The sequence below is a fragment of the Acinetobacter sp. ANC 4973 genome (assembly GCF_002135275.1).
Taxonomy (GTDB): Bacteria; Pseudomonadota; Gammaproteobacteria; order Pseudomonadales; family Moraxellaceae; genus Acinetobacter; species Acinetobacter kyonggiensis.
On record NZ_NEGM01000026.1, the window covers coordinates 1 to 25,301 of the forward strand.

Annotated in this window: 23 protein-coding genes and 1 pseudogene; 14 read left to right on the forward strand and 10 right to left on the reverse strand. The window is 35.4% G+C overall.

Features of this window, described 5'->3' with window-relative positions; all coding sequences use genetic code 11:
• The first annotated feature begins 811 nt into the window (after positions 1-811).
• Positions 812-1,396, forward strand: a complete 585-nt coding sequence (locus tag B9T30_RS15795; RefSeq protein ID WP_086185834.1) for a uracil-DNA glycosylase family protein — start codon at positions 812-814, stop codon at positions 1,394-1,396.
• Between the two features lie 88 nt (positions 1,397-1,484).
• Here the strand turns inward: B9T30_RS15795 and B9T30_RS15800 are convergent, their stop codons facing one another.
• Positions 1,485-1,922 (reverse strand): hypothetical protein, encoded by a 438-nt coding sequence (locus B9T30_RS15800; protein WP_086185835.1) that lies wholly within the window; start codon positions 1,920-1,922, stop codon positions 1,485-1,487.
• Positions 1,923-2,068: 146 nt separating this feature from the next.
• Here B9T30_RS15800 and B9T30_RS15805 point away from each other — a divergent pair, with 146 nt between their 5' ends.
• Positions 2,069-2,686, forward strand: coding sequence for a class I SAM-dependent methyltransferase (locus B9T30_RS15805; protein ID WP_086185836.1), 618 nt, complete (start codon positions 2,069-2,071; stop codon positions 2,684-2,686).
• A 7-nt stretch (positions 2,687-2,693) separates the two neighbouring features.
• On the opposite strand, the gene B9T30_RS15810 is transcribed toward B9T30_RS15805, so the two are convergent.
• Positions 2,694-4,247 (reverse strand): phospholipase D family protein, encoded by a 1,554-nt coding sequence (locus B9T30_RS15810; protein ID WP_086185837.1) that lies wholly within the window; start codon positions 4,245-4,247, stop codon positions 2,694-2,696.
• 122 nt (positions 4,248-4,369) lie between these two features.
• On the opposite strand from B9T30_RS15810, the gene B9T30_RS15815 reads away from it, so the two are divergent.
• Entirely contained in the window at positions 4,370-5,485 is a 1,116-nt protein-coding gene (locus tag B9T30_RS15815; RefSeq protein ID WP_086185838.1) for an S-(hydroxymethyl)glutathione dehydrogenase/class III alcohol dehydrogenase, read from the forward strand.
• A gap of 367 nt (positions 5,486-5,852) precedes the next feature.
• On the opposite strand, the gene B9T30_RS15820 is transcribed toward B9T30_RS15815, so the two are convergent.
• Positions 5,853-7,058, reverse strand: a complete 1,206-nt coding sequence (locus B9T30_RS15820) for an aromatic amino acid transaminase (protein ID WP_086185839.1) — start codon at positions 7,056-7,058, stop codon at positions 5,853-5,855.
• Positions 7,059-7,698: 640 nt separating this feature from the next.
• Between B9T30_RS15820 and B9T30_RS15825 the strand changes: the two genes are divergently transcribed.
• Both B9T30_RS15825 and B9T30_RS15830 read left to right on the forward strand, forming a co-directional pair.
• Complete coding sequence (locus B9T30_RS15825) at positions 7,699-8,760, forward strand: 3-deoxy-7-phosphoheptulonate synthase (protein WP_086185840.1); 1,062 nt, start codon at positions 7,699-7,701, stop codon at positions 8,758-8,760.
• A 292-nt stretch (positions 8,761-9,052) separates the two neighbouring features.
• Entirely contained in the window at positions 9,053-10,252 is a 1,200-nt protein-coding gene (locus B9T30_RS15830) for a PilT/PilU family type 4a pilus ATPase (RefSeq protein WP_086185841.1), read from the forward strand.
• Between the two features lie 162 nt (positions 10,253-10,414).
• Here the strand turns inward: B9T30_RS15830 and B9T30_RS15835 are convergent, their stop codons facing one another.
• From B9T30_RS15835 to B9T30_RS15855, 5 genes are all read right to left on the reverse strand, one after another.
• Complete coding sequence (locus B9T30_RS15835) at positions 10,415-11,593, reverse strand: MFS transporter (protein WP_086185842.1); 1,179 nt, start codon at positions 11,591-11,593, stop codon at positions 10,415-10,417.
• A gap of 303 nt (positions 11,594-11,896) precedes the next feature.
• Positions 11,897-12,271 (reverse strand): glycine cleavage system protein GcvH, encoded by a 375-nt coding sequence (gene gcvH / locus B9T30_RS15840; protein WP_086185843.1) that lies wholly within the window; start codon positions 12,269-12,271, stop codon positions 11,897-11,899.
• A 71-nt stretch (positions 12,272-12,342) separates the two neighbouring features.
• On the reverse strand, positions 12,343-13,371 hold the full coding sequence (locus B9T30_RS15845) for a helix-turn-helix domain-containing protein (RefSeq protein ID WP_086185844.1): 1,029 nt from the start codon (positions 13,369-13,371) through the stop codon (positions 12,343-12,345).
• A 110-nt stretch (positions 13,372-13,481) separates the two neighbouring features.
• Positions 13,482-13,931 carry a MaoC family dehydratase gene (locus B9T30_RS15850; protein WP_086185845.1) on the reverse strand — a complete coding sequence of 150 codons (450 nt, stop codon included), beginning with the start codon at positions 13,929-13,931 and terminating at the stop codon, positions 13,482-13,484.
• Complete coding sequence (locus B9T30_RS15855; RefSeq protein WP_086166251.1) at positions 13,931-15,784, reverse strand: ABC transporter ATP-binding protein; 1,854 nt, start codon at positions 15,782-15,784, stop codon at positions 13,931-13,933. Before B9T30_RS15855 ends, B9T30_RS15850 begins: the two co-directional genes overlap by 1 nt.
• 103 nt (positions 15,785-15,887) lie before the next feature.
• On the opposite strand from B9T30_RS15855, the gene B9T30_RS15860 reads away from it, so the two are divergent.
• Entirely contained in the window at positions 15,888-16,487 is a 600-nt protein-coding gene (locus tag B9T30_RS15860) for a hypothetical protein (protein WP_205666517.1), read from the forward strand.
• Positions 16,488-16,564: 77 nt separating this feature from the next.
• Here the strand turns inward: B9T30_RS15860 and B9T30_RS15865 are convergent, their stop codons facing one another.
• A complete protein-coding gene (locus B9T30_RS15865; RefSeq protein WP_086185846.1) occupies positions 16,565-17,500 on the reverse strand; it encodes a sensor domain-containing diguanylate cyclase in 936 nt (311 codons plus the stop codon).
• Positions 17,501-18,405: 905 nt separating this feature from the next.
• Here B9T30_RS15865 and B9T30_RS15870 point away from each other — a divergent pair.
• On the forward strand, positions 18,406-18,864 hold the full coding sequence (locus tag B9T30_RS15870) for a DUF2147 domain-containing protein (protein ID WP_086185847.1): 459 nt from the start codon (positions 18,406-18,408) through the stop codon (positions 18,862-18,864).
• A 222-nt stretch (positions 18,865-19,086) separates the two neighbouring features.
• On the opposite strand, the pseudogene B9T30_RS16765 reads toward B9T30_RS15870, so the two are convergent.
• Positions 19,087-19,194, reverse strand: a pseudogene (locus B9T30_RS16765) (peptidase S24); the annotation flags it as partial.
• Positions 19,195-19,624: 430 nt separating this feature from the next.
• On the opposite strand from B9T30_RS16765, the gene B9T30_RS16545 reads away from it, so the two are divergent.
• The 7 genes from B9T30_RS16545 to B9T30_RS16575 all read left to right on the forward strand — a co-directional run.
• Positions 19,625-19,783, forward strand: coding sequence for a hypothetical protein (locus tag B9T30_RS16545; protein ID WP_171264182.1), 159 nt, complete (start codon positions 19,625-19,627; stop codon positions 19,781-19,783).
• 471 nt (positions 19,784-20,254) lie between these two features.
• Positions 20,255-20,482: a hypothetical protein gene (locus tag B9T30_RS15875; protein WP_086185848.1), complete on the forward strand. Its 228-nt coding sequence runs from the start codon at positions 20,255-20,257 to the stop codon at positions 20,480-20,482.
• Positions 20,483-21,115: 633 nt separating this feature from the next.
• Positions 21,116-21,244 (forward strand): hypothetical protein, encoded by a 129-nt coding sequence (locus B9T30_RS16890; RefSeq protein ID WP_413772580.1) that lies wholly within the window; start codon positions 21,116-21,118, stop codon positions 21,242-21,244.
• 220 nt (positions 21,245-21,464) lie between these two features.
• On the forward strand, positions 21,465-21,887 hold the full coding sequence (locus B9T30_RS15880) for an energy transducer TonB (protein WP_143223217.1): 423 nt from the start codon (positions 21,465-21,467) through the stop codon (positions 21,885-21,887).
• Positions 21,888-22,437: 550 nt separating this feature from the next.
• On the forward strand, positions 22,438-24,495 hold the full coding sequence (locus tag B9T30_RS15885; RefSeq protein WP_086185850.1) for a TonB-dependent receptor domain-containing protein: 2,058 nt from the start codon (positions 22,438-22,440) through the stop codon (positions 24,493-24,495).
• A 183-nt stretch (positions 24,496-24,678) separates the two neighbouring features.
• Positions 24,679-24,879 carry a hypothetical protein gene (locus B9T30_RS15890; protein ID WP_086185851.1) on the forward strand — a complete coding sequence of 67 codons (201 nt, stop codon included), beginning with the start codon at positions 24,679-24,681 and terminating at the stop codon, positions 24,877-24,879.
• A 206-nt stretch (positions 24,880-25,085) separates the two neighbouring features.
• Positions 25,086-25,301, forward strand: a 216-nt coding sequence (locus B9T30_RS16575) for a hypothetical protein (RefSeq protein WP_205666518.1), incomplete at its 3' end; no start/stop codon positions are given.

The following is a 25,301-nucleotide window of genomic DNA, read 5'->3' on the forward strand; positions in this document are numbered from 1 at the left end:
CATTCTTATAGATATTCGCTGATTGGCAGCGGGTGCATAGGTAGGTTGTAGTTTCTATGATCATTGTCAGTATTTACAGCTTGTGTGGTTTCAGTTGTATTCTAAAATAAAACACGTTGGATCTGAGCACTACCAATTATTTTTAGAGGGGGATTACCGTACTATCTTAAATCTCACTACCTAATTTTTTTCAATAAAGCACTTCACAATAGCTTCTATAGCAGTATCAGCTGTTTATTCAGCTTCTTTACTATCATAGCGTGGGCCAATGTAAAATGCTGTTCATCTTGAATATGAGCGGACTAGGCTAATATTTTCTTTTTCTATGAGTTTTCCACATAATTCCCAATCGAGCACTGGGGCTGATTTTACTTTCATTGCTTTGGCAAGAATTACAGGCAATTGATTCGGTATTAGATCAGATACTTTCATTTTTAACTTATTTTATTAGAAATTTAGAATACTCCTGATTCTATATCTATTGAGAAAATAGCGCCAAATTTTCATGATTTTCTTTTGTCATAACGGTCTATATAGCTGATTACTTAATTTGGTAGCACACCAAAAACCTTATGAAATGGTATTTTACGAAAATATTTCTGTGCTACGATTTTTAGAATTTAGTTATATTTTCAATAATAGTTTTGCAGAAGTTTTGCAGGAATTTTGCAGGTGTTAATTAAGAAAACACTAAGAGGAATAAGTTGTATCGCTATAAAAGTTACAGTTATGCTAAAATTCAGGAGAAAATCATTTGACGTATAGTCAAAATCATTCCTTAAAATATTTTACAACCTATTGATTTTAAATAATGTCTGAAATTGAAACGCATCCACTAGAACCATTTTTACCAATAAATGCGAAATTGTTAATGTTGGGGAGTTTTCCTCCGCCTAGAACACGTTGGAAAATGGATTTTTATTACCCAAACTATCAAAATGATATGTGGAAAATTTTTGGTTTAGTGTTCTTTCAAAATAAAGAATACTTTCTTGATCTAGCGAATAAAAATTTTAAAGAACTCCTCATTCGTGATTTTTTAACTGAAAGAGGCATAGCGATTTTTGATACTGCGTATCAGGTCATTCGTTTAAAAGGCAATGCATCTGATAAATTTCTACAAATAGCGAAGCCGACTGATTTAGCGCAACTTTTACAAGATATACCCCAGTGCCACAATGTGATGACAACTGGAGATAAAGCCACAGATACTTTAATGCTTTCTATGCCAGAGGGGACTGAAAAACCTCAAATTGGACAGTCTTCAAAAACATATTTCGCTGAACGTGACCTTACTTTATACCGTATGCCTTCATCTTCACGTGCTTATCCTTTGCCAGTTGAAAAAAAAGCTGAAGCCTATGCTCAATTATTTAATGAAATAGGCTTACTTTAAGAAAGTTTAGCCTTTTATTAATCTATACGATTAAATTCTATAGGTTAATCAACAAGTAAAGAAAATCCATAAACTGCTAATTGAATGCTTAATTGTCATACGCGACATAATCCCACAGATTTAAACGTGCTTTAATTTCTGTACGGATCTTTGGCAACATTGGGAGGAGTGTGCCATCTAGCCACAAACTTAAAGATTGTGCAGAAATTTTCTTCTGTTCTATATCAATGATTTGAGCGCCTTTGACCAAAAGTAGCGTTTCTTCATTGGTTTCAGTTTCAATACCTTTAAATAAAACCTGAAGTTCAAATCCTGTATCTAAAATAAGCCACTCGAGTTCAATTTGAATATTTTCATTCGATTTTAAAACGACTTGACCTTCTAAAAGATCACTTTCAGATAAACAGTTATGTTCTACTCGAACTTTAGACAAAAACCATTTTTGGCGACCTAAATCATCGAGGGTTTTATAAGGCAATAAAATATCATTTAAATTAAATTGACGGCTTAAATCAAAAAATTGCATGGGAAAGAGTCACGATCAGGAGAAAAAGAGTTTAATACTCGAAAAGTGAAATGTTAAAGCAAAGGGGCCGATGAATAAAACCTTTGCAAAGCTTGATTGAATTTATGTATAAATATAAATCAAAACCTTATATGTTCTAAAAAACAATGTTAATAAAAGAAGTTGCTAGCCCGATTGATTTAAGAAAACCTGAAGATGCAGTGCAATGGGCAAGTGAAGTGAATATTAAAAGGCCATGGCGATATGCATTTTTTGATTATTATGCTGAGCTGATACAACAGTCAAATGTTAGAAACATTCTAGAAATTGGCGCTGGCCCCGGATATTTGGCTAAACACCTCTTAGAAAGATGTCCAAATATTCACTATACTGCTTTTGACTTCTCTGAAGCGATGCATGATCTTTCAAGAAATAGACTGCTTGCAAATGAGTTACAAAGAACCCGTTATGTGGTTGGAGATTTTAAACAACCCGATTGGGTCGATCCACTTACTAGATACGATGTCATTATTATGCATCAAGCTTTGCACGAGCTACGCCATAAAGCATATGCAATGGATTTTCATCACATTGTGAAAACAACACTGCTTAATCCGAATGCAACTTATTTGCTATGTGATCATTTATTTGCTGAAAGTGCCATGACCAATAATGAACTTTATATGTCAAAACAAGAGCATTTAGTCAGTTTGCAGCAGGCAGGGTTTAGACAGATTGAAATTTCACTCGAAATAAAAGGCTTATGTGTATTTAAATGTCATTAACTTGTCATTACATCATCCATTCAATGGGCAAGTAGGATACCGCTTGCATAGCAAAGCGCTGAAATTTCGTCGTTTCTGGGTCATGTTTATATTCTACAATTGAGCCATCTTTATGCTGATCAAGCCAAATGATTTCGCCTTGTTTATTTAATTTTAATTCGTAGGCAATTTGCGGTAAATATTGATCGAGTGATTTGGAAATATATTTTTGTAGAACATCAGATTCAACCACAAGTCCGACTTCACTGTTTAAATTGGCTGAACGAGGATCAAAATTAAATGAACCAATAAAGACCATGCCATCTATATCAAAAAATTTGGCATGTAAGCTAGAGGTGTTTTTACCTTTGGCAGGAATGACATTTCCTGTGACTACTTCATACCAAGTCCGTTTATTACGTTCAATATAGGGCTTGAATTCGTACAGTTTAATGCCATTTTGTAGTAAATCATGACGATATTTTTGATAAAAGGCATGCACCAATGCGACATCATTGGCAAGGAGTGAGTTGGTTAAAATTCGAATCCGCACATCATTTTTGCTTAAATTAACTAAAGCGTTTGTTCCTTTACGCGTAGGTACAAAATAGGCTGAAACTAATTCAAGATGCTGCTTTGGCTCTCCCATAATATTGAGCATTTGACGATAAATAAGCTGATCATTGGTTACTTCACCACGAATTTTATCCGGTGAGTCTGCGATAAAATGAGCTTTTGCCCAATTAATAGGACGATCTTTTAAGTGTTTATTGATTTGTTTTTCGGCTAATTCAATGCGTTTTTTTAACTGATCTTTTTGTAAAGCAGTAAGTTCATAATACTGACGCAATTTAGCAAGCTGTTCTTGATTGCCATCGCCCAAAAGTTGTGGCACTGAATAACTTAAGTTGTCATTCCAAAACGCATGGAAAACGTCATTGGCATGGTCAACAGCAGTACCATAGAACAAAATATCCATATCGGTAAATTGAAAATTATCACTGGCATCGAAATATTCACGGCTAATATTACGACCACCAGTAACCGCAATGGCACCATCGGCAATAATAAGTTTATTGTGCATACGATGGTTAATATGTTTTAAACGAAATGCATAATCAATGACCCGTAGTTTTCTAAATTTATAGGGATTAAATAATTTAATTTCAAAATTTGGATGTGCTGCAAGTTGTTTTAAAGTGGCATCAAGTTTGGTTCCGTTCTGATCATCAATCAATAGCCGAACCTTGACCCCACGATCTGCTGCTTTTAAAAGTTCAGCCAGCATGAGATGCCCAATCGAATCATCTTCCCAAATGTAATACTGTAAATCGATATTATATTTTGCTTTATTAATTAGATGCAGTCTTGAGGCAATGCTGATAAAAGCATCGTCCAAAGCCAAATAAGCCGTTAAGCCTTGCGCTATTTGTATGTCGACATTTGAACCGTTTAACCAGTGTTCTGCATGAATTTGAATAGGTGGTTGTTTATTTGATTGATTCATAGGCAAACTACACCCCGTCAACGTAATGAGTGCTAAAGAAAACATGACAAAATGAATGAATGGTTTAATTAGCATAATTATTATGGCGTCATTAAGTTATAAGTACATATTATCATCATGTTAAAGGTTGAATCTGATAATAAAAAGCGGTTACTGTAGCTCATCTGTTAAAGAACTAAATAAAGGATCGTTATCTCATGAAATCACGTGCAGCAGTCGCATTTGGTCCAGGTGAACCGCTTCAAATTGTCGAACTAGATGTTGCTCCACCAAAGGCAGGTGAAGTTCTGGTTAAAATCACCCATACAGGTGTGTGCCATACCGATGCATTTACTTTGTCGGGTGATGATCCTGAAGGTGTCTTTCCAGCGGTACTGGGTCATGAAGGTGCAGGGATTGTAATAGAAGTGGGTGAAGGTGTGACCAGTGTCAAAGCGGGTGATCATGTAATTCCACTTTATACGGCTGAATGTGGCGAGTGTTTATTCTGTAAATCTGGAAAAACCAATCTTTGTGTGGCTGTTCGTGCGACTCAAGGTAAAGGTGTAATGCCTGATGGCACGACACGTTTTTCTTATAATGGTCAGCCTATTTATCACTACATGGGGTGTTCAACCTTTAGTGAATATACCGTAGTTGCTGAAGTGTCTTTGGCGAAAATTCATCCTGATGCAAATCCTGAACATGTCTGTTTATTGGGTTGTGGCGTAACCACAGGCATTGGTGCTGTGCATAACACGGCCAAAGTACAAGAAGGTGATTCAGTCGCAGTCTTTGGTTTAGGCGGCATTGGTCTTGCTGTGGTACAAGGTGCTCGTCAAGCCAAAGCAGGGCGTATTATTGTAATTGACATGAACCCAGAGAAATTCAAACTGGCTGAAGAGTTTGGTGCGACTGACTTCTTAAATCCAAAAGATTATGACAAGCCGATTCAACAAGTGATTGTAGAAATGACAGACTGGGGCGTAGACCATTCATTTGAATGTATTGGTAATGTCAATGTTATGCGTTCAGCGCTTGAATGTGCGCACCGTGGTTGGGGACAATCGGTGATTATTGGTGTGGCAGGTTCAGGGCAGGAAATTTCGACTCGTCCATTCCAATTGGTCACTGGCCGTACTTGGAAAGGCACGGCATTCGGTGGTGTGAAAGGGCGCACTCAACTGCCTAAAATGGTTGAAGATGCAATGAAAGGCGATATTCAGCTTGAACCTTTTGTCACGCATACCATGGGGTTAGATCAAATTAATGAAGCATTTGATTTGATGCATGAAGGTAAATCTATTCGTTCAGTGGTGCATTTTCAAGATTGATTTGTACTAATAATAAAAACGGGCAGATTGCCTAATACTGATTGGTTAAGGAGGGTTACAATTAACTCCTTAGCTTTTTAGTTATTCACAATGGAGTCTTATATTTTTAAATCAAATACTTGGAGCTCATTGATTACTTTGGATAAGCCCAAAGTAACCAAAGGCATTTGTCATCCGCAAAACTCGTCAAATCCCTTTTACTGATTAATTAATCGCAGAAACCTTACTTTTTTAAAATAGTTTTGCCTCGAACAGTTGCGGATGACGTTTTCGCGTATCGAATATTATTATGAAGTCAAAAAAAAATGCCAATCAATTTCTTAACTGACTGGCATTAGGCAATTTGCCCGTTTTTTAGCGGCGTATTTTAAGCGGTTGCTTTAATCACTTCGGCAATAGACTCAGCAACATAATCAATATTATTTAAGTTCAAACCCGCGGCACACATACGACCACTACGCACTAAATAAATACCGTATTTGTCTTTTAAAATATCGACTTGTTCAGCCGTTAAACCTGTATAGCTAAACATACCTTGTTGTTTAACCAAATAACTAAAGTCATGTTCAGGCAATGCTTGGCTTAATTTGTCATTTAAAATATGACGCATTTTAATAATACGTTCACGCATTTCTTTCAGCTCAGCTTCCCACTGTGCAGTGAGAGCAGCATCATTAAGTACGTTATCGACCAATAATGCACCAGTCGTTGCTGGGCTTGAATAGATACGACGTACAGTAGCTTTAAGCTGCCCCAATACTTTTTGTGCCGTGGCTTGATCATCACAAACAAACGTTAAGCCACCCACACGCTCACCATAAAGCGAGAAAATTTTAGAGAATGAATTACTGACAATAAAATTCATTCCTGATTGATCTAAAGCGCGAATCGCATATGCATCTTCTTCTAAGCCTTGACCAAAACCTTGATAGGCAATATCTAAAAATGGAATTAGGTCTTGTTTTTTTAAGACTGCAATCACTTGATCCCATTCCGCAGGGGTTAAATCTGCACCTGTCGGGTTATGACAACAAGGGTGTAATAACACAATGCTTTTAGCTGGAAGTTTGCTTAATTTTTCCAGCATTTCAGCAACATTTACACCGTTGGTTGCAGCATCAAAGTAAGGGTAGAAGTGTGAGTGAATCCCTGCGCCATTAAAGATCGCAATATGGTTTTCCCAAGTCGGTTGGCTGACCCAAATATCGGATTCAGGAAAATATTTTTTTAAGAAATCAGCACCGACTTTAAGCGCGCCAGAGCCACCTAAAGTTTGAATGGTCACTGCACGACCCTCTAGGCGAGCTTGGCTATGTTCGCCTAAAACAAGGGCTTGAGTTGCTGCATTATAAGATTTCAAACCATCCATGGGTAAATACAGTTTGACCTTGTCATTACTTGGTTCAATCTTTTTATATGCGGCTTTAATGGCATTGAGCTGCGGAACAATATTGTCCTCATTGTAATAAAGCCCAATACTTAAGTTAACTTTTTTTGTTCGTTCATCTTTACCAAACTCTTCCATCAAAGAAAGAATCGGATCACCTGCATAAGTATCAACATGTTGGAACATGAATACATCCTTCATTATATGTAGTAAACAAATTAAGCTTTTGCTATAGCCCGTATTTTATCTTTTAATGCCAATCGATTGTCTGTTATTTTCTTATTTTTAAACTTGCTTATTTTAAGACATAACGGATTCAAAATAGGGGATGTTGAATCAAGCATATGCTGTGTTTATGGCAGAATGCATTTGATGACCTTGACCGCAATCAGAAATGTTCCATAGGTCTAAGTTAAGTAAAGATTAACTGATTTATGTCATTTTATTTTGTATAAAACTATTGTCAAATGTATAAATACAGCGTATTTTTATCTCAAGATACATACTTTTTTGAAGAAATAAAGATGTTAAAGCAACCAGCAATCTCAAACGCGACTTATTATTTTTGGCAATTTAGATAATTGCCTGAATGCGTTCGGGCAAAAAATGGTTGCCCACCAAGTTAATACCTGATCGGCAACCCTGATCAGGTTTTTTTATGCTTTATTTTTTTACACTTTTTGGAGTTACCTCATGGAAACATTAACTTATTCATATTTTAGCAACTTTTATTGGTTTTACTTTAATCAAATGATGACGCAATCCATTAGACCCATAACGCTCAAATAAAAGATTGGACTGAAAAAACAGTCCCTAGGAAAGTTCCATGAATGCTTTAAATACTGCTTTACAACAGACTCAAACGACTACAAAAGAAACCATTTTAAGCTTGCCTTATCAATTGAAGGCGCAATTGCCTTTGTCGGCAAAATTGGCGCAACAAATTGCCGATCAGCGTCAGACAATTCAAAATATTTTAGAAGGCAAAGATCATCGTTTGATGATTGTGACAGGTCCATGTTCAATTCATGACCCCATTTCTGCACTTGAATATGCTCAAAAAATACAACAATTACAAAGCCAAGTCTCAGATCAAATTTTTCTCGTCATGCGTGCATATATTGAAAAACCACGAACCACGATTGGTTGGAAAGGTTTTCTATATGACCCAAATTTAGATAATTCATCGAATATGCAATTGGGCTTAGAAAAATCACGTGAGTTGTATTTACAAATTATTGATATGGGTTTGCCGATTGCAGCTGAAATTTTAAGCCCTATGGCAACAGCTTATTTCGATGACTTACTGGCTTGGGGTGCAATAGGTGCACGTACCAGTGAATCACAAATTCATCGTGAAATTTCAAGCCACATGCCATACAGCATTGGTTTCAAAAATGGCACGGATGGCTCAATTCAAATTGCACTTGATGCGATTCAATCTGCATCTCACTCACACCAGTTCATGGGCATGAGCCAGTCTGGTTTACCTTGTATTTTGGAATCACAAGGCAATAGAGCAGCACACTTGATTTTACGTGGTGCAAATTCAGGTCCTAATTATCAATTGGCTGAAATTGAAAAAATTAAAGCAAAAAGCAAAGCTGAATTACCCGCTTTAGTGATTGATTGTAGTCACGGTAACAGTCATAAAAACCCATTAGTACAAGCTGAAGTGTTACGTACCATTGTGGCTGAACGTGCACACAGCAATGTACGTGGTGTGATGCTAGAAAGTCATTTACAAGATGGGCAGCAAAAAATTTCATGTGAAATGACGTATGGTCAATCTGTAACAGATGGTTGTTTAGGTTGGGATAAAACACATCAGCTTTTATTGGACGTAGCAAACTCCTTACGTGTGTCTCAATTGAAACGTAGTGCTTAATACGGCTAAAAACATGGTTATATTGCAATGAAGCTCTTTTAAAAGGGCTTCATTTTTTGAAATCTGTCCATTTATGTTAGATGTTTAAATTTAGATCACGGCTTTGTTGATGTGATATACAATTTTTTAAAATTCTTTTAACCAATTAAAATTAACAAATTTGAGTCATCGCGCTTCTTTATGCACAATATTAAAAATTGATACTAAGTAATAACTAATTGTTTAATAAATACATAACTAACGATATGCAATTGTTATTTAGTACTTTAAATAATGTTTAATGGGGAAAAATATGTACAGTGCCGAATTATTGGAAGAAGCGCGTAAAATAATATTTCATATGCTGACCAAAGTTGTGGAATATGGCGGATCTGACTTATTTATTTCAGCAGATTTTCCACCTAGTATTAAACACCAAGGATTGATGAAACCTATTGGGCAACAGGCTTTAACTGCCGATAAAACAAAATTATTTGCCTATAGTTTAATGAATGAGACTCAAAGACAGGAATTTGAAAAAGAACTTGAGTGTAATTTTGCCATTAGTGTTCCCAATGTTTCACGTTTTCGTATTAATGTGTTCCAACAACAATTACAAGTGGGTATGGTGATTCGTACCATTACCGCAGAAATTCCAAATTTTGCCCAGTTAAAATTACCAGAATCACTCAAAGATGTGATGATGGCAAAAAGGGGCTTAATTTTAGTTGTTGGTGCAACAGGTTCGGGTAAATCCACATCTTTAGCAGCCATGATTGATCATCGTAATGAAAATTCAGCAGGGCATATTATTACGGTTGAAGATCCGGTTGAATATGTGCATAAACATAAGAAATCGATGATTACCCACCGCGAAGTGGGCGTCGATAGTCATTCATGGCACAATGCTTTGAAAAATACTTTACGCCAAGCACCTGATGTAATTTTGATTGGCGAAATCCGTGATACTGAAACGATGGAACACGCCATTGCATTTGCTGAAACAGGGCATTTATGTTTAGGTACTTTGCATGCCAATAATGCCAATCAAGCACTAGATCGAATCATTAACTTTTTCCCTGAAGAACGAAAAAATCAATTATTGATGGATTTATCTTCAAATATGAAAGCGATTATTTCTCAGCGTTTAGTCCGTACTCAAGATGGTCGTGGACGTCGTGCAGCCATTGAAATTTTGCTCAATACACCATTGATTGGCGATAATATTCTTAAAGGTCAGCTTCATGAACTTAAAGAAATCATGAAAAAGTCACGCGAACTAGGTATGCAAACCTTCGATCAGGCTTTATTTGATCTTTATAATGAGGGTTCAATCAGTTATGAAGAAGCGTTACGTAATGCTGACTCTATGAATGAATTACGTTTACAGATTAAATTAAAAAGTACCCGATCAGATCAAGCCGCTGTAACTCCAGCTTCATCATTTAGCATGAAACAAGAGGGTGATGCCGATGAAAGCGATACGAAACAAGAATCTGTGACTTCCAGTTAAAAAATAAATTTTTTAGTGTGTTGATTTATTGAATGGGCATGATTCCAATCTTGGATCATGCCCAGTTTATTTAGACTTCGAGATGAAGCAATTTAAGACACTAAAAATGTTCAATTGTTTGCAATAAGTCGACTTCATCCGCACGATCATGACTTTACATGATTAAGATGCTTTCGGTTGATCTACATATAATTTATAAAATACTAAGCTTAATGCGGTAATAAATGCACAAAGTAAATATGCAAAGCTATAGCTGTGCTGAACAATCACAAGACCCAATAAAATTGATCCAAGTGCAATACCTAAGTCATAACAGGTAAAAAAAGTAGATGTTGCATGTCCAATTCGATCTTTCGCTGAACGCTGAATAGAAAGGGTTTGTAAACAAGGTTGAGCTGAACCAAAACCCATTCCGACAAATATTGCAGCAATCATCAAACCAGCGACTGAAGTGATTTGACTTAAAATGATCAGTCCAATTGAGAATAGGGCAATAGCAGGATAAACCACATAATTTGCACCTTTTCGATCATAAATTTTCCCTGTAATTGGTCGTAGGCTCATCATTGAAATTGCAAAGACCACAAAAAATAAACTGGCGTAGGGCAGTAAATTTTTTGATTCTGCAAATGTTGAAATAAACGACATAATACTGGCATAAGAAAAAGAGATGATCATTGCCATAATTGAAACAGGGAGTGCTTTTTTTTCGACAAAATCTTGCAGCGTTAAACGGCGCTTTACTTGAGTGATTGCCGATTTAGTTTCTGCTGGAATTGGAATCATGAAGCAAAAAATAAAACCGAGGCAAATAATTGCAGCAAGAATTCCTGCAACTGTGGTGTATGCAAAGGGTTGAATTAAACTAAGACCGAGTAGTGGCCCAAGGACAATCCCTAAATTAATCGACATGACAAAATATCCCATGCCTTCACCTTTACGTTTTGCAGGAATAAAGTCATGAGCAATCGGGACGGCCACAGTGGTTAAGATACTAAACCAAATGCCATGTAAAAACCGAATGAACAAGAGAATAGTTAGATTATCTGCAAATAAATAGGCAAAAGAGAATAGACAAAATAAGGCTTCGGAAACATAGAGTGTTTTTTTACGTCCAAATTTTTCAATGATTAATCCACTAAAAGGGCGAACTGCAATGGATGATGCCATGAATAAGGTCATGGCTAAACCCGCTTGTGCTAACGTGCCATGTAATTCATTTAAAATATAAATGGGCAAGATAGTCGTTTGTGCAAAATAAAACACAAACAAAAAAAGGTTATTGGCTAGACATAGAATAAATGATTTATTCCACAGTTGTTCGGCATTCTCTGAAGACATAACTTACCTAGATAATCATAAATGATATACGGCTAACGAGGCTTATTAAACAATTCTTCTTAAGCTAGGAATATCATTGTTGTAATGATTAGAGATAAGTTAAATAGTCGTTAGATGTTATAAAGTTTAGAATATTTTTATTGAAAAGTATAGTATTTTAATAATTATTGATTATATATGTGGTTAGGTTAATGTTTTTTTTGATAAAAAATCACAATGTGATTTTTAGTTGTTTATTATTATGTTTCTACATAAATAAAAAAATCAGCCATAAAGGCTGATTTTTGATGCTGAAGACTTAGGTTATAAGCCTGCTTCATATTCACTGCTTGAGAGTAATTGATTAATATCAGCCATATCGTTTGGCTTAATTTTATAAATCCAGCCCTTACCATATGGATCATCATTGACAAAGTCTGGATCATCTTCAAGGCTTGAATTCACTGCAACCACTTCACCTGAAATAGGTGCATGAATATCGGATGCTGTTTTAACTGATTCGACCACACCAGTTTGCTGACCTGCAGTAATTTGCTGACCGAGTTCAGGCATTTCTACATAAACTAAATCCCCCAATGCATCTTGTGCATGGTCAGAAATACCTGTAATGACCAGATCACCTTCAATTTTGACCCATTCGTGGGTACTTGCATACTTCAACTCTGAAGGATGATTCATTGATGACTCCTTTAAAATATTCAAATCATTTTTGCCATGTTTTATACATGTTTTTTGATCAAAACGAAAGTTTATAAATAAGGATCTTTACGCCAATTGCTTGGGCTACGACCACTCCAACGCTTAAATGCCCGACTAAAATTGGCAACATCGCTGTAGCCAAGTTCATCTGCAATGAGTTCCAAGGTGTAATCTGTTCGTGAAAGGAGCGATGTTGCATGACGATAGCGGACTTCATCGACTAAGGTTGAAAAAGAAGTTCCTTCGGCAGCCAACTGACGTTTTAAAGTCCGATCAGACATATGTAAACGGTCTGCGACATTTTCAATACTTAAATAATGTTGTTCTGATTTGGTCAAAATGTCACGTACACGCATAGCTAGGCGTCGTCGTTCGCCTAATGCAGACAATTCAGCTTCACATTGATTAATCGCAATTTGACTGGCAATTGGGTCGGCATTCACCATTTTAAAACTGAGGTATTTTTTATCAAAACTTGATAATAAATGTGGCTGTTCAAAACGGAAGTTATGGGATGGAAACTTATTGATATAGCGTTCAAAACCAGAGGGTTGAGCAAAATCAAAATCTATATCACCCGATAAATCATCACAATCTGTTAAAGCTTTCGCCATAGTGATGATGCCAAAAGTCAGAGCAATGGTAATTTCCGTCCGTAAAGGCTCAATATCAAAATCACATTGTAATTGCAGCGTTGCTTTCTCACCAAAGGTGGAAAAATAAAGCTGTAAAAAGGGCATACGGAGCTGAATAAAGCGATTGGCTAACACCAAAGCATCCGTAATATCATGTGCAGTCATAATGGCATAGCCAATAAAACCATGAATCGAGATTCGCATTTGCGTGCCTAAATGAAAACCTAAAGTCGGTTCTCCTGTTAAGCGTAGAGCATGTTTCACCAACTCATTTGCAACCGATGTTGGAATACGAAAATCTGGATCCGCCAATAGCTCACTGGTTAAATGAAAGGGTGTAAACAATGCTTCAGCATTGTAGCCCCAACGAGACACGACATCTAAGAGGAGCAGACCGTAAACACCGGGGATTCCTTGATCTTGTTTTGGAGAAATCGTTTTCATGCGCTATCCATTGCACTTTCATTGTTTTTCTATTTGTTGATTTTCATATTGGCATGAAAAGAAACAGTATTCTATTAAAATTGTTCGACAATTATTTTAAAGTCTTCAAATTAAGCCGCTTTAAATTCTTTTTTAAAGACCACAATTTTTGTCGTAGAAATTAATAAAACATCATTATTTTGATTCAATGTTTGCGTTACATAGGTCACGATAGCGCGGTCAGTTTTGGTTTTTGATGGCGTAATCGCAACAATTTCAACTTCAACATGAATTTTATCGTTAGGGCGAGTTGGTCTTGGCCAGCGAATACTGGATTCTGAACCAATCAGTCCGTAAGCGACAGGAAAACATTCTGTCCATAAGCGCATTGTTACCGCAGAAGTATGCCATCCACTTGCGGCAATACCTTGAAAAATAGGATGTGCTTTGGCTTGATCTTCATCGGTATGAAAAATTTGTGGATCATAAGCATGGGCAAATTGTTTAATTTCTTCTAATGTCATTTCATATTCACGACTTATGAAACAATCACCCAGTTTTATATCTTCTAAATACAACATTAATCCAATTCCTTTTTCTTCAAAGCTTGTTGCTCGATTAAAAAACTGCCTGTTTGTCTTTGCCATAAATGGGCATAAATTCCACCTAGTGCGACCAGTTCATCATGCGTACCTTGTTCTGCAATATGTCCTTGATCTAATACAATCAAACGATCCATTTGTGCAATGGTTGAAAGTCGATGTGCAATTGCGATGACTGTTTTTCCTTTCATTAATTCATCCAAACTGGATTGAATTGCAGCTTCAACCTCAGAGTCTAAAGCACTGGTTGCTTCATCTAAAATTAAAATAGGTGCATCTTTTAAAAATACGCGTGCGATGGCAATCCGTTGACGTTGTCCACCAGAGAGCTTTACACCGCGTTCACCAACATAGGCTTCATAACCCGATTTACCCCGTAAGTCGGTGAGTTGAGGAATAAAATCTTCTGCTTTGGCTTTGCGAACAGCTTCAAACATTTGTTCATCTGTTGCATCGGGACGACCATATTTAATATTTTCAGCCACGGTACGGTGTAATAAAGAGGTGTCTTGGGTCACCAAGGCAATACTTTTACGCAAACTGTCTTGAGTTACATCTTGAATGTTTTGACCATCAATCGAAATACGACCTTGGTTAATCTCATAAAAATGCAATAACAATTGGATAAGTGTAGATTTTCCAGCACCAGAACGACCCACGATACCAATTTTTTCACCCGGTTTGATGGTTAAATTTAAATGATCAATCACATTTTTATTGTTATAAGCAAAGCTGACATCTTCAAATTTGATTTCACCTTGTGGCACTTGTAATGGGGCAGCATCTTTTTTGTCTTGGATGTTAATAGGGCGACCCAGTGTTTTCATGCCATCTTGAATGGTTCCGACATTTTCAAAGAGTGCAGATGTTTGCCACATCATAAATTCAGCAATGCTATTAAGTTTTAAAATCATGGCTGTCGTTGCCGCAATAATCCCCAATTCCGCTTGCCCGTTGATCCAAAGCCAAATGGCTGTGCCTAAAACCCCAACGTATAAAACCACACTCAATAAGTTGATGCTGATTTCATACTGCACCCCTAAACGCATTTGCTGATAAACCGTGGTCATAAAGCCTTGCATAGACTCTTTGGCATATTGGCTTTCATGACCCGCATGGGCAAATAATTTAACGGTTTGAATGTTGGTATAAGCATCGGTTACGCGCCCCGTCATGACCGCACGAGCATCGGCTTGTTTATTGGAAATTCGGCTTAAACGAGGAATGAAAAAGCAAGCTGCCGCAATAAACAGTACTAACCAAAGCATCAGAGGCAAAATCAACATTGGGGAAATTGCGCCCAATACAAAGCTAATGGTCACGAAATAGATCACGACATAAGCCAGCATGTCACCTAAAATCACCCAAAACTCACGTACTGCGAGCGAAGTTTGCATAACTTTGGCAGATAGGCGACCAGCAAAATCATTATGGAAAAAATCCAGACTTTGTTGTAGTAATAAATTATGAAAGCGCCAGCGCAGGCGCATTGGAAAGGTGCTGTAAAGAATTTGATGTTTAATAATTGATTGAAAACTTGCAAAGAAAATATTGGCAAAAAGAATACAGGTCAAAAGAGTCAAATTTTGTGTATGTTCAGCTAAGAATGTTTCAGGTTGACTTTTACTTAACCAGTTTACTAAATCACCAATTTTTGCATAAAGTACTGCTTCAAAGCTCGCAGCTCCAGCAGTACATAATACCAACAATAATAAATAGGGGCGAACACCTGTTGCAGCTTGCCAAACGAAAGGGAAGAAACGGGTTGGAAGTGGTTCAGTTAAACCTTTAGATGGATAAGGATCGACAAGTTTTTCAAACCACTTCAACATAAGTTACACCTTTAAACCTTAATAATATTAAATTTCAGTAATTTATAAATTTTGTATCAAAAACAATATCTTGATTGATAGCTTACTACACGTTCGAACCTGTGTGAACACCGATTTTGCTGCGCGAACGTGTTTATATTTAGGCCCTGATTTACGCCATAATGAAAAAAATGCTCAAGGCGTAAATTTTATGGGAACAATAGTTCAAAGATCACTCTCAGACGGGACTTTACGATACAGAGCAGAAATACGCATAAACCGCAAAGACTTTCCCGCATATAAAGAAAGTAAAACGTTTAGTACAAAACGCATTGCTGAAAAGTGGGTCAAAAAGCGTGAAGTTGAAATTGAGAATAATCCAGACATTTTGAACGGTAATCAATATGAGAAAAGCATAAGACTATCCGACGCCATAGACTTATACCTGAATGAAACAGAAGGGGTCTATAGTAAAACGAAAGTAAATGCCTTAAAGCTAATCAAGAAATTTCCAATAGCTAAAAAGTCTATCATGAAATTAAACAGTATGGATTTATCAGACCATGTTGCTTTAAGGAAAACGTATTGTCCGAAAGTGCAAGTTGGTCCTGTTGTGCCTAGTACTATTCTTCATGAATTATTACAGATACGCAGTGTCCTGACGCATGCTTCAGTAATGTGGGAAACACCTGTTGATTTGAATACATTTTTGTCATCAAAATAAGCCGATGATTCAAACTATGGAAGCATCCGCTTAAACAGGATTCGGGTTACTTAAAAAGTTTAATTTTTTCAAAAGCTTTAAGACTTAATCTTTTTCTTATGCGCGTACATTTTCTCATCTGCTTCTTGCAGCGTTTTTAATAATCCATTAAGAGGGTTGCGCATAGCAAGACCAATAGCAGCACTGATATTCGCTTCTGCAAAAGCCTGAAGAACTCTATTTACTAAACTTTCTGCATTTATTTGATTATTTTCAATACTCAGAATCGCAAATTCATCTCCACCCAAACGAGCCACAATATCATTACTGCGTACACAACCTTTTAAAGCCGTCGCTGCCTTTTGAATGAGTTCATCACCCGCAGTATGTCCCAAACTATCGTTTACAGTTTTCAAATTATTAAGATCAATCATTAAAATTGCAGTAGGATGTCCATAGCGTTTACAACGTTCTTCTTCCAAATTGACCAACTTATCCCACGCTCTTCGGTTAAATAATCCCGTTAATGAGTCGTTTAGAGCTTCTTCTTTAAAGCGTTCACGTTGGCGTATTTGTTCAACTTCTCGTAATTCTCCTTGTAAAATATAACTTAGCATTTGACCTAATAGATCAATTAGTCCGGCTTCTTTTATTATTGCCTCTGATTGAGGCTTGGGATCAATCGCGCAGAGCGTACCAAAAAGAGAACCATCTTCTTTTGTAAGTGGTTGGCCAATATATGCTTTGATCTCTACTTGCTTAGCTATGGGTGCATTAACATAAAGTGGAATATCTTCTGATCGGGGAGCAATTTTAGGGGCTTTGCCTTGTACCATATGTGAACAGAAAGAGTCAGCCCAACGAAATACTTGACCAGGTTGAACGTTATATCCATTATCTTCACTTTGAAGCACAATCCAATCATCACCCTCAGTACGAGTAATCATCCATAAATTAAAACCAAATTTTTGATATAAAAATTTTAAAACAGCCTGACCAGCTTCTTCGAAGTTTTTAAATTCAGCACTATTCATCTAATTATCCTGCCATTAATAGTAAAAATTAATATCAAAAAAATGATTTAGTATTTTCCCAGCACTACTTTTCATGTTTTAAACAAAAAAATTGAGTCCAGATTTATTTTATCAAATATTATTAAAGAAAATAGTGCAAGTAAAATGGATAAGATTCTAAAAATAATAGCTTAATATTGAGTTTTAGCAAACTCATATACTTTGACTGGTTCAGATGGCATTACTTTCTCTCATTGCTTTTAGCAGTTTGTAATAAGAAGTGCAAGAAGTAGAGTCGGCAGTATTTTTCTCTCATCATTTTGATTTTATTGAATTGAGAATTATAAAGAAAATTCATATCAAAGTAGATTTGAAAATTCCATTTTTTAAATCAGCGCTTTTTATTGTACATAGTAATAAGAATAATAATGACGATAGCGATGATTAGTGAGATGAAAGCTGTTTCCATTTTCATATGTTCACCACGTTCTTGTTCAGTGTATAAATTTTATCAGGTTTGAAACGAATAGTGGAAGATATTAAAAAACCACCAAAGTGGGCCTTGTGTGATTTAATACTATTCATAGTATTAAAGGGAGGTGTTGTTATAGGCTTCTTATATAGAATTAATGTTGATAAGATATTGATATTAAATAAAATAAACTAAAAATAATTATTGCAGACCATATTTTATCTTGTCTTAGCCTGATCGTAATTAAACAGTATGATAATCAAAATAAATCCTAATTTTGACTAAAAAAGTTAATATTCTGATTTGAGTTTTTGTTTAATCTCTTAATTTATTTATCAACTATATATTTAATTTTAATGAAATTATTGTCTTTGTAAAAAAAATAATTGTTATAATCTCGCGTACTTTGCGCACAACTGTGCTTCTTTTTCCCCTGAATTGTAAATATCTTTTTATGAACCTTAAATTTATTGGTGCTGTTGCACTACTCCTTGGACTTATTAATCCATTATCTGCTATGCCTTTTGATCCGTTAATTGGTACGTGGAAGGTTATAGATGACTATACTGGTTATTATATCTCAGATATCGTGATCCGTAAAAATTCAAAAACACAGCAATATAGTGCTGTCATTACTAAAAACTATCCTTTACCAGGTACACCAATGACTGAAGTGTGTACCAAATGTCAGGGTGCATTGAAAAATCAGCCGATTTTTGGAATGGAGGCACTAAAAGGGCTTGTTGCAGATGCCAGTAATCAGCAATTCAGCAAAGGAGTGTGGGTCAACCCACAGGATGGGCGAGTATATAATATTGATGCCCGTCTAAATGCTTCAGGAGATCAAATAAAAGTCCAAGGTAAAGCTAAAAATAGTAATACTGTTAGCAATATGATTTGGAAGAAACTCTGATATAACGTTCATTAATCAATGATTCAAAAATAAAAGTCATCTAAATAGAAAAACCACCTAATTTCATCATTGGGTGGTTTTATTTTCATGAGGCATAAGTGAGTTCATATTTCTCTTTATGATAATCTAAAGCAATATTCAGATATAGTTCAAGTTAGTGCAGTATTAATTCAGAAAACTAATTTATATAATACAATAGCTTGTATTTGTTATTTTATATCATTCAGGGTTGAGTGGTTTTAAATATTCACCGCTAGATTCAATAATTAATTTTTTGAAAGTCGGGGCTTTATCACCGTCATAAGCAATAATCACTAAATTCCCAGTTTTTCCAAAACCTTTGACGATTCAGCCTTTAGAGTAGTTAAAACTGTAGTCAAGCAATCTCTATTGGATCAATTCTTTAATGATAAATTAGAACCAGTTCTGATTGAATTGATCCAGACGGTTGAAAGGGTTTAGATGATCTTTTTGAACGTGATCAGAATGATGTGGAGGAGAAAATCTTGATTGACCTTAAAAAATCAAAGAAGACACGATTCGTGTAAACAACCTTGCCAAAAGATGAAAATAGCAAGATAGACAATTAGGCTTTTTAGATGATACTGGATTAGGTTGATTTATGACTGTGTAAGAGCATCTTTTGTTCTTCGGTACCTAGATTCACATCTCATACAAAAAACAATCTAAGTTAAGGTGCAAAGCTATAAGAATGGGTGATAGGGTTTGTATTCCCATGTTTTTTGTTTTGAGGTGAGTGATGAAATTGTTAGCTCTAATTGGTGCAGGTGTGGCAGCGGGATATTGCTATAAGAAGATGAAGAATAGGAAGCAAAATCCAAAAAACGCTCAGCTTGATGAAAGCACTAAAAATTCTCAGTTAGATGAAAATGTTAAGTTTGAGAATATTACTGTGTAATTTCTTTAAAGTAACCTCATGAATAAGCGTGATTTTAATTAGCGACTCTCAGATTTATATAGTGACAAAAGCTCGGTCAGTAGATCGAGCTTTTTACTTATTCTAAATAATTAATTAAGTGTAGATAGTAATTTGATTTAGTTGGCATTATTTTTGTTTTTTGATATATTTTGCCACTGTGAGGCTGCTTTATTTAAATGATAATGATAATCAGAAACTAGCTGTGGTTTCTAACGCCTTCCAAGGTGTTCTTAGTTTTAGCCCACTCTTCCATGTGTGGGTTTTTTTTGTATAGAGATAAATTAGAAAGTTTTACGAAATATTGTGTGAAATTTAAAAGAAGTAAAGTGATTGAAAGATTTGGTGTAATAAATATTCGATAAAAATATTAGAAATGGGCTGTGATGAGTTTCATAATAAATTCATTTATTTTTGATTTAATAGTTGTAGTATTTTGAAGAGGGGAGATTTATGTCTAATCACTACAAGCTTGAAGAAGTTACCGCATCTAATGATGAGGGAGATACTGTTATAATTAAGAGAATTTATGAACCAAAACCTAATCGTGGTTTAGATTCAAATATTGGCGGCAATATCTATCAACCATCAAATAGAATTGTTATTGATGGGCAGGTAATTAAACTCACCTTAGATAGCTGTTTTCACCATCCTAAAAATAGAAAAATATATTCAATTTAATGTGTAAATCTAAGTTAAAATCACCTTCGGGTGGTTTTTATTATAAAGATTAGTCTTTGTTTTAATTTATAAAATTGAGGGAGGAAAAAATAATAAAAAAGCTATTTTTTTGGGGTCTAGGTTTGGGCTTTTCAATAATGATTTTTACAGAATTGATTCAATAGACAATTGAGTAACTTTCTCAAAATAATGAGCTAACTTAGCCGAAATTAGGCACATTAGTACAGACATTGATTGATGTACAACGTGAGCTAGGTTATTTAGATAATATATTTCATGACCAAAGACAGGCAAGGACTGCTGTAAATTAATTATTTGAAACTGTAGAAAATTTTATATCTGAAGCAGCCAGATGATCTAAATCAAAAGTCAAATCCAAGCGACCAACAAGACAAAATGATAAAGTCAAAATTGGCTCACAGGAAAGCTTTACCCGCATTCAAGCTGACAAAGATATAGACAAGCAAAATTACAGTTGAGCAAGATCCATGACTAAAATGGTGTGATTTGCTTACATACATCACATTGCGCAATATACCAAAAGCCTTTTTAATTGATTTTGAAAGTTGTAAATATGGGTGCAATTTTTAGAACGTCACAGTACTTTGAATAATTTTTTAGATAAGGAATATTATGAAATATATAACTATTTTTTGTTTAATTCTCTCACTTGGGCTGACAGCATGCCAAAAACGAGATACTGATACTCCAGAGCAAGATAAAACTACAAGTCCTCACTCAATAGATAAAGACAAGTCGTAAATGGAACCCGCTAATTATGATCTGCCCCCCAGAAAGTTGGATGGTTTGATTAAGCGGGTTTTTAATATTTAAGCCAATTAAAGTGATATAAGAATAATAAACTGTTTTTAGGATGATATAGCTAAGAAGAGAAGGAGTGATTTTAATATAAGTATTTGATTTATTGTTTTTTATTATAATACCTTCCTCATTGTAATTGGTTTTTAGTTAGGGATGATTCATGAAAACTAAAAAAATATTATTTATCTTGTTATTAGGATCATCTTTTTGCAACCCTACTTATGCAGGTTTCAACTTTTTAAATAGGCTGATAATGGGGAATAATGAAGTAACTTTAAATGATGGGTCTAAAGCACCTAATCTTCAGCCTGACTGGTTTATTTCACCTAAACCTAACTTTAGTCGTGAAGATTTTGAATACCTGCGTAATGTATTAAAGCACGATTTTTATTTTGCCGAGATAGAATTTCAAGTTGATGCTCAAGGGAATGTTTTAGATGCGAAGCTATTAAGTACTAATGGTGTGAAATTTAAGAATGAAGAAATATTAAAAGCAGCACGTTTAGCAAAATTGAAACATGATTTTAAAGAAGGCACGAAATTTCCATTTAAATTCAAATCTTCTTTTTACTTTTCGCATTAAAAACTTTATCTATGTCGTTAGATAAATAATGAAAGCGTAATTTACAAATAGATCACTTTTAAAGTATTTTATAGCTCAAGGTAGTGATTGGCTATTCTTATTGTCTGCATGATCAAGGTGGATCTTTATTGGAACAATTTAATTAGCCTTTCAATGACTGTCCAACCCTTTAAAGAAACTCTAATAGATTTTTAAATGAAAGAATGGTTTCAAATTATTTAGTATTACTTGATATTTTAACATTCAATTGATAATAAGTATTGAATGTTAATGATAATCATGTATATTTATATCAGGTCGGTGGAGAGCTGTCCTAACAATCGATGAAGATTGTGAATTGTTGACAGCACGGAAAGACGTGTAGGGCTCACAGAAATGTGGGCTTTTTTATTATTGGGTGAATTTTATGAGCTTTTCATGAAAGACATTACCCAACCCCATTGATGTAAATAATAATTATTATCATTATTATTTACATCAATGGGTGCTTGTGGATACAATACGCAACAATTGGTTCGTAATTTCTCCATAATTAAAGATGCGTATAAACATGAATAAACACTTAATTCTTACTGCATTATCAATGTCAGTACTAACAGCCCTGTCAGTGTCAGCTCATGCTAATGATAAATCAGAAGAAACAGTGAAGTTAGACACCATTGTGGTGACTGCCAGCAGCCAAGCTGTCAATATTAAGGAAGCACCCGCAAGTATCAGTGTCATTACAAGAGCAGATATTGAGAAGCAGCCAGTAGCAAGTCTTGGGCAGTTATTAAGTAAAGTGCCTGGTGTAACAGGTGGTACAAGTCCATCTAAAGATGGCTCTAAGATTAAAATACGTGGCTTACCTGACAACTACACATTAATTTTAGTTGACGGTAAGCGTATAGGATCTTCTAGAGATACAAGCTACCGTCCAGATTTAGGTCGTCAAGACTTGAATTGGATTACATCCGATATGATCGAACGTATTGAAGTCGTCCGTGGCCCAATGTCTTCTCTTTACGGGTCAGATGCGATGGGTGGTGTAATTAATATTATTACTCGAAAAATTCCAGATGTTTGGGGTGGAAATGTCACTCTAAACTATACTCAGCCTACAACTTCTTCAAAATTAGGCACATCAGTGCAAACAGGTGTTATGGCGGCAGGCCCATTAACTGATAATTTAGGTTTGCGCTTAACTGCGGGTTTAACTGAGCGTGAAGCAGATAAAGAGCGTAAAGCAGGAGACGGTACAACAGGATCAAAAGACCAAAATTACAATGCAATGCTGCATTATCAGCTAACGGATAAGCATTCACTTAGTTTTGATGCAGGTCACAGTATTCAAAAAAATACAAAGGGTTCTCAAGTTAATGCTTTGACAGGTGCAGAATCAGAAACAAGTTGGGGACCAAGCGAACTAACCCATAATAATTATGGAATTTCACATGAAGGTGAGTGGGCGATAGGGAAATCAAAATTAAATGCCTACTATAATGATTATGATCAAAGTTTAAGTGGTTCAATAACAAAGTCAAATGAAACGATCGTCGAAGGCAGTTTAAGCATGCCGTTTGATTTCCTGCTGGAACAAGCTATTACAGTGGGCGGCCAATGGAAAAAACAAGAGCTTACCAATACCAGTACTATTGGGACACTTCCTGGTGGTAGCTGGGATGGAAAAAGTTATAGTAATCCTACGGTCGATAATAAAAGCTGGGCATTATTTGTTGAAGATAATATTTCACTGCTAGATAACCTTAAATTAACAGTGGGTAATCGTTTAGATCATGATGATAAATATGGATCACACCACAGTCCACGAGCGTATTTAGTTTATAGCCCAACTGAAGATTTAGTAATTAAAGGCGGTGTAGCTAAAGGTTTTCGTGCACCAACTGTAAAAGAATCTACAGCAGGTGCAGCCACAAGATCTGGAGGTAATGGCTGTCGTGGTCTACTGGGGAGAACATGGTATGACGAAAAAAATGCCCCACATATCTACACGAGTGGTAGTTGCTATATGACAGGAAATCCCAACTTGAAACCTGAGGAAAGTACTAATTATGAAATTGGCATAAATTATTCAGGTTTTGGTTCGGATTTAGGTATTACTTACTTCCATACTGATTTTAAAAATAAAATTGCTTACTCACCTTTAGGTTATTATTATGGAAATTGGTTTACTCGTAATGAGAATATCAATTCTGCTATCACACGTGGCCTAGAATTAGTTGCAAATTATCCAATCATGAATAATTTGAATTGGAATAACAATGCCACGTATTTCTTTGAAGCAAAAGATAAAGATACAAATACGCCTTTGCTTACAACACCTAAGTTAATTGTTAACTCTGCGTTGAATTGGAAGCCAATTGATCCCTTAAGTTTAGAACTGGCTGCACAATACCAAGGTAAGCAATATTTGACTGCTACTACAGCTACATCAAGTATGCAAAAACGTCATACAATCATGAGTTTGGCTGCTAATTATGAGCATAGTGATAGCCTTACGCTCAGAGCAGGCTTAACGAACCTTCTTGATAAAAAGTTAGCGAATGGAACGGATACATATATGGTTGAACGTCAGCAAATATTTGCAGGATTAACTTATAAATACTAATAAAGCAGGTTGTTCTTTATAGGATTAACAGAGTAAATGATGCCGTGATCTTTAATGAGGTCATGGCTTTTTATTTCTAAACCGTATACCAATTAAGAATAGCAACGAAAGTTGAGTAATTGATCCGGTTTTTTTGATCTTTATGGTAAATTAATTGCACAATTAAAAATTAGGGTGATTGCTGTGAAAGAAGTACTAGAAGAATATCGTATTGAAAGAGCTAAGCTGGAAGATGAAATTCAAGAGTTTCTTGCTCAAAAATTTGCTGATTTTAAAGAAAAAACTGGCGCTGAAGTTATTCATTTGGACGTAAACATTGAATTACTCGATGATCACGATGCAAATGCTTTTATTGAAAGTGTATTTATTGGTACTGATTTATAGTTGATAAATAAATAATAAAAGCTCACAAAAATGTGGGCTTTTTTAATGGCTTTCATATTATTGAAATAATTTAACGCTATATTTAGTGAAAATAAATAATTTAAAAATTCTAAAATTACAGCGTAGATTAAACCTACTTATCTTGGGAGAGGTAAGTAGGTTTTTTATTTTGATAAAAGAAAGTGTTGAGCATATGTATAAGCGATTTGGCAGATCAATATTTTAATTTCAAGAAAGAATGCTTTAAGGCGAAGGGGATTGAAGACGTAAAACTTCAGAATACCGCAAACAGATATGTATTATTGGTAGTGTTTAAATTTAACGTGTTATCCACCTATTTTTCATATCCTGATTATATTTCAACAAAAATAGATGTAAGACTGCCTCGTGATTCTCTTTCTTCTTTGAAAAGCTCAAAGTTT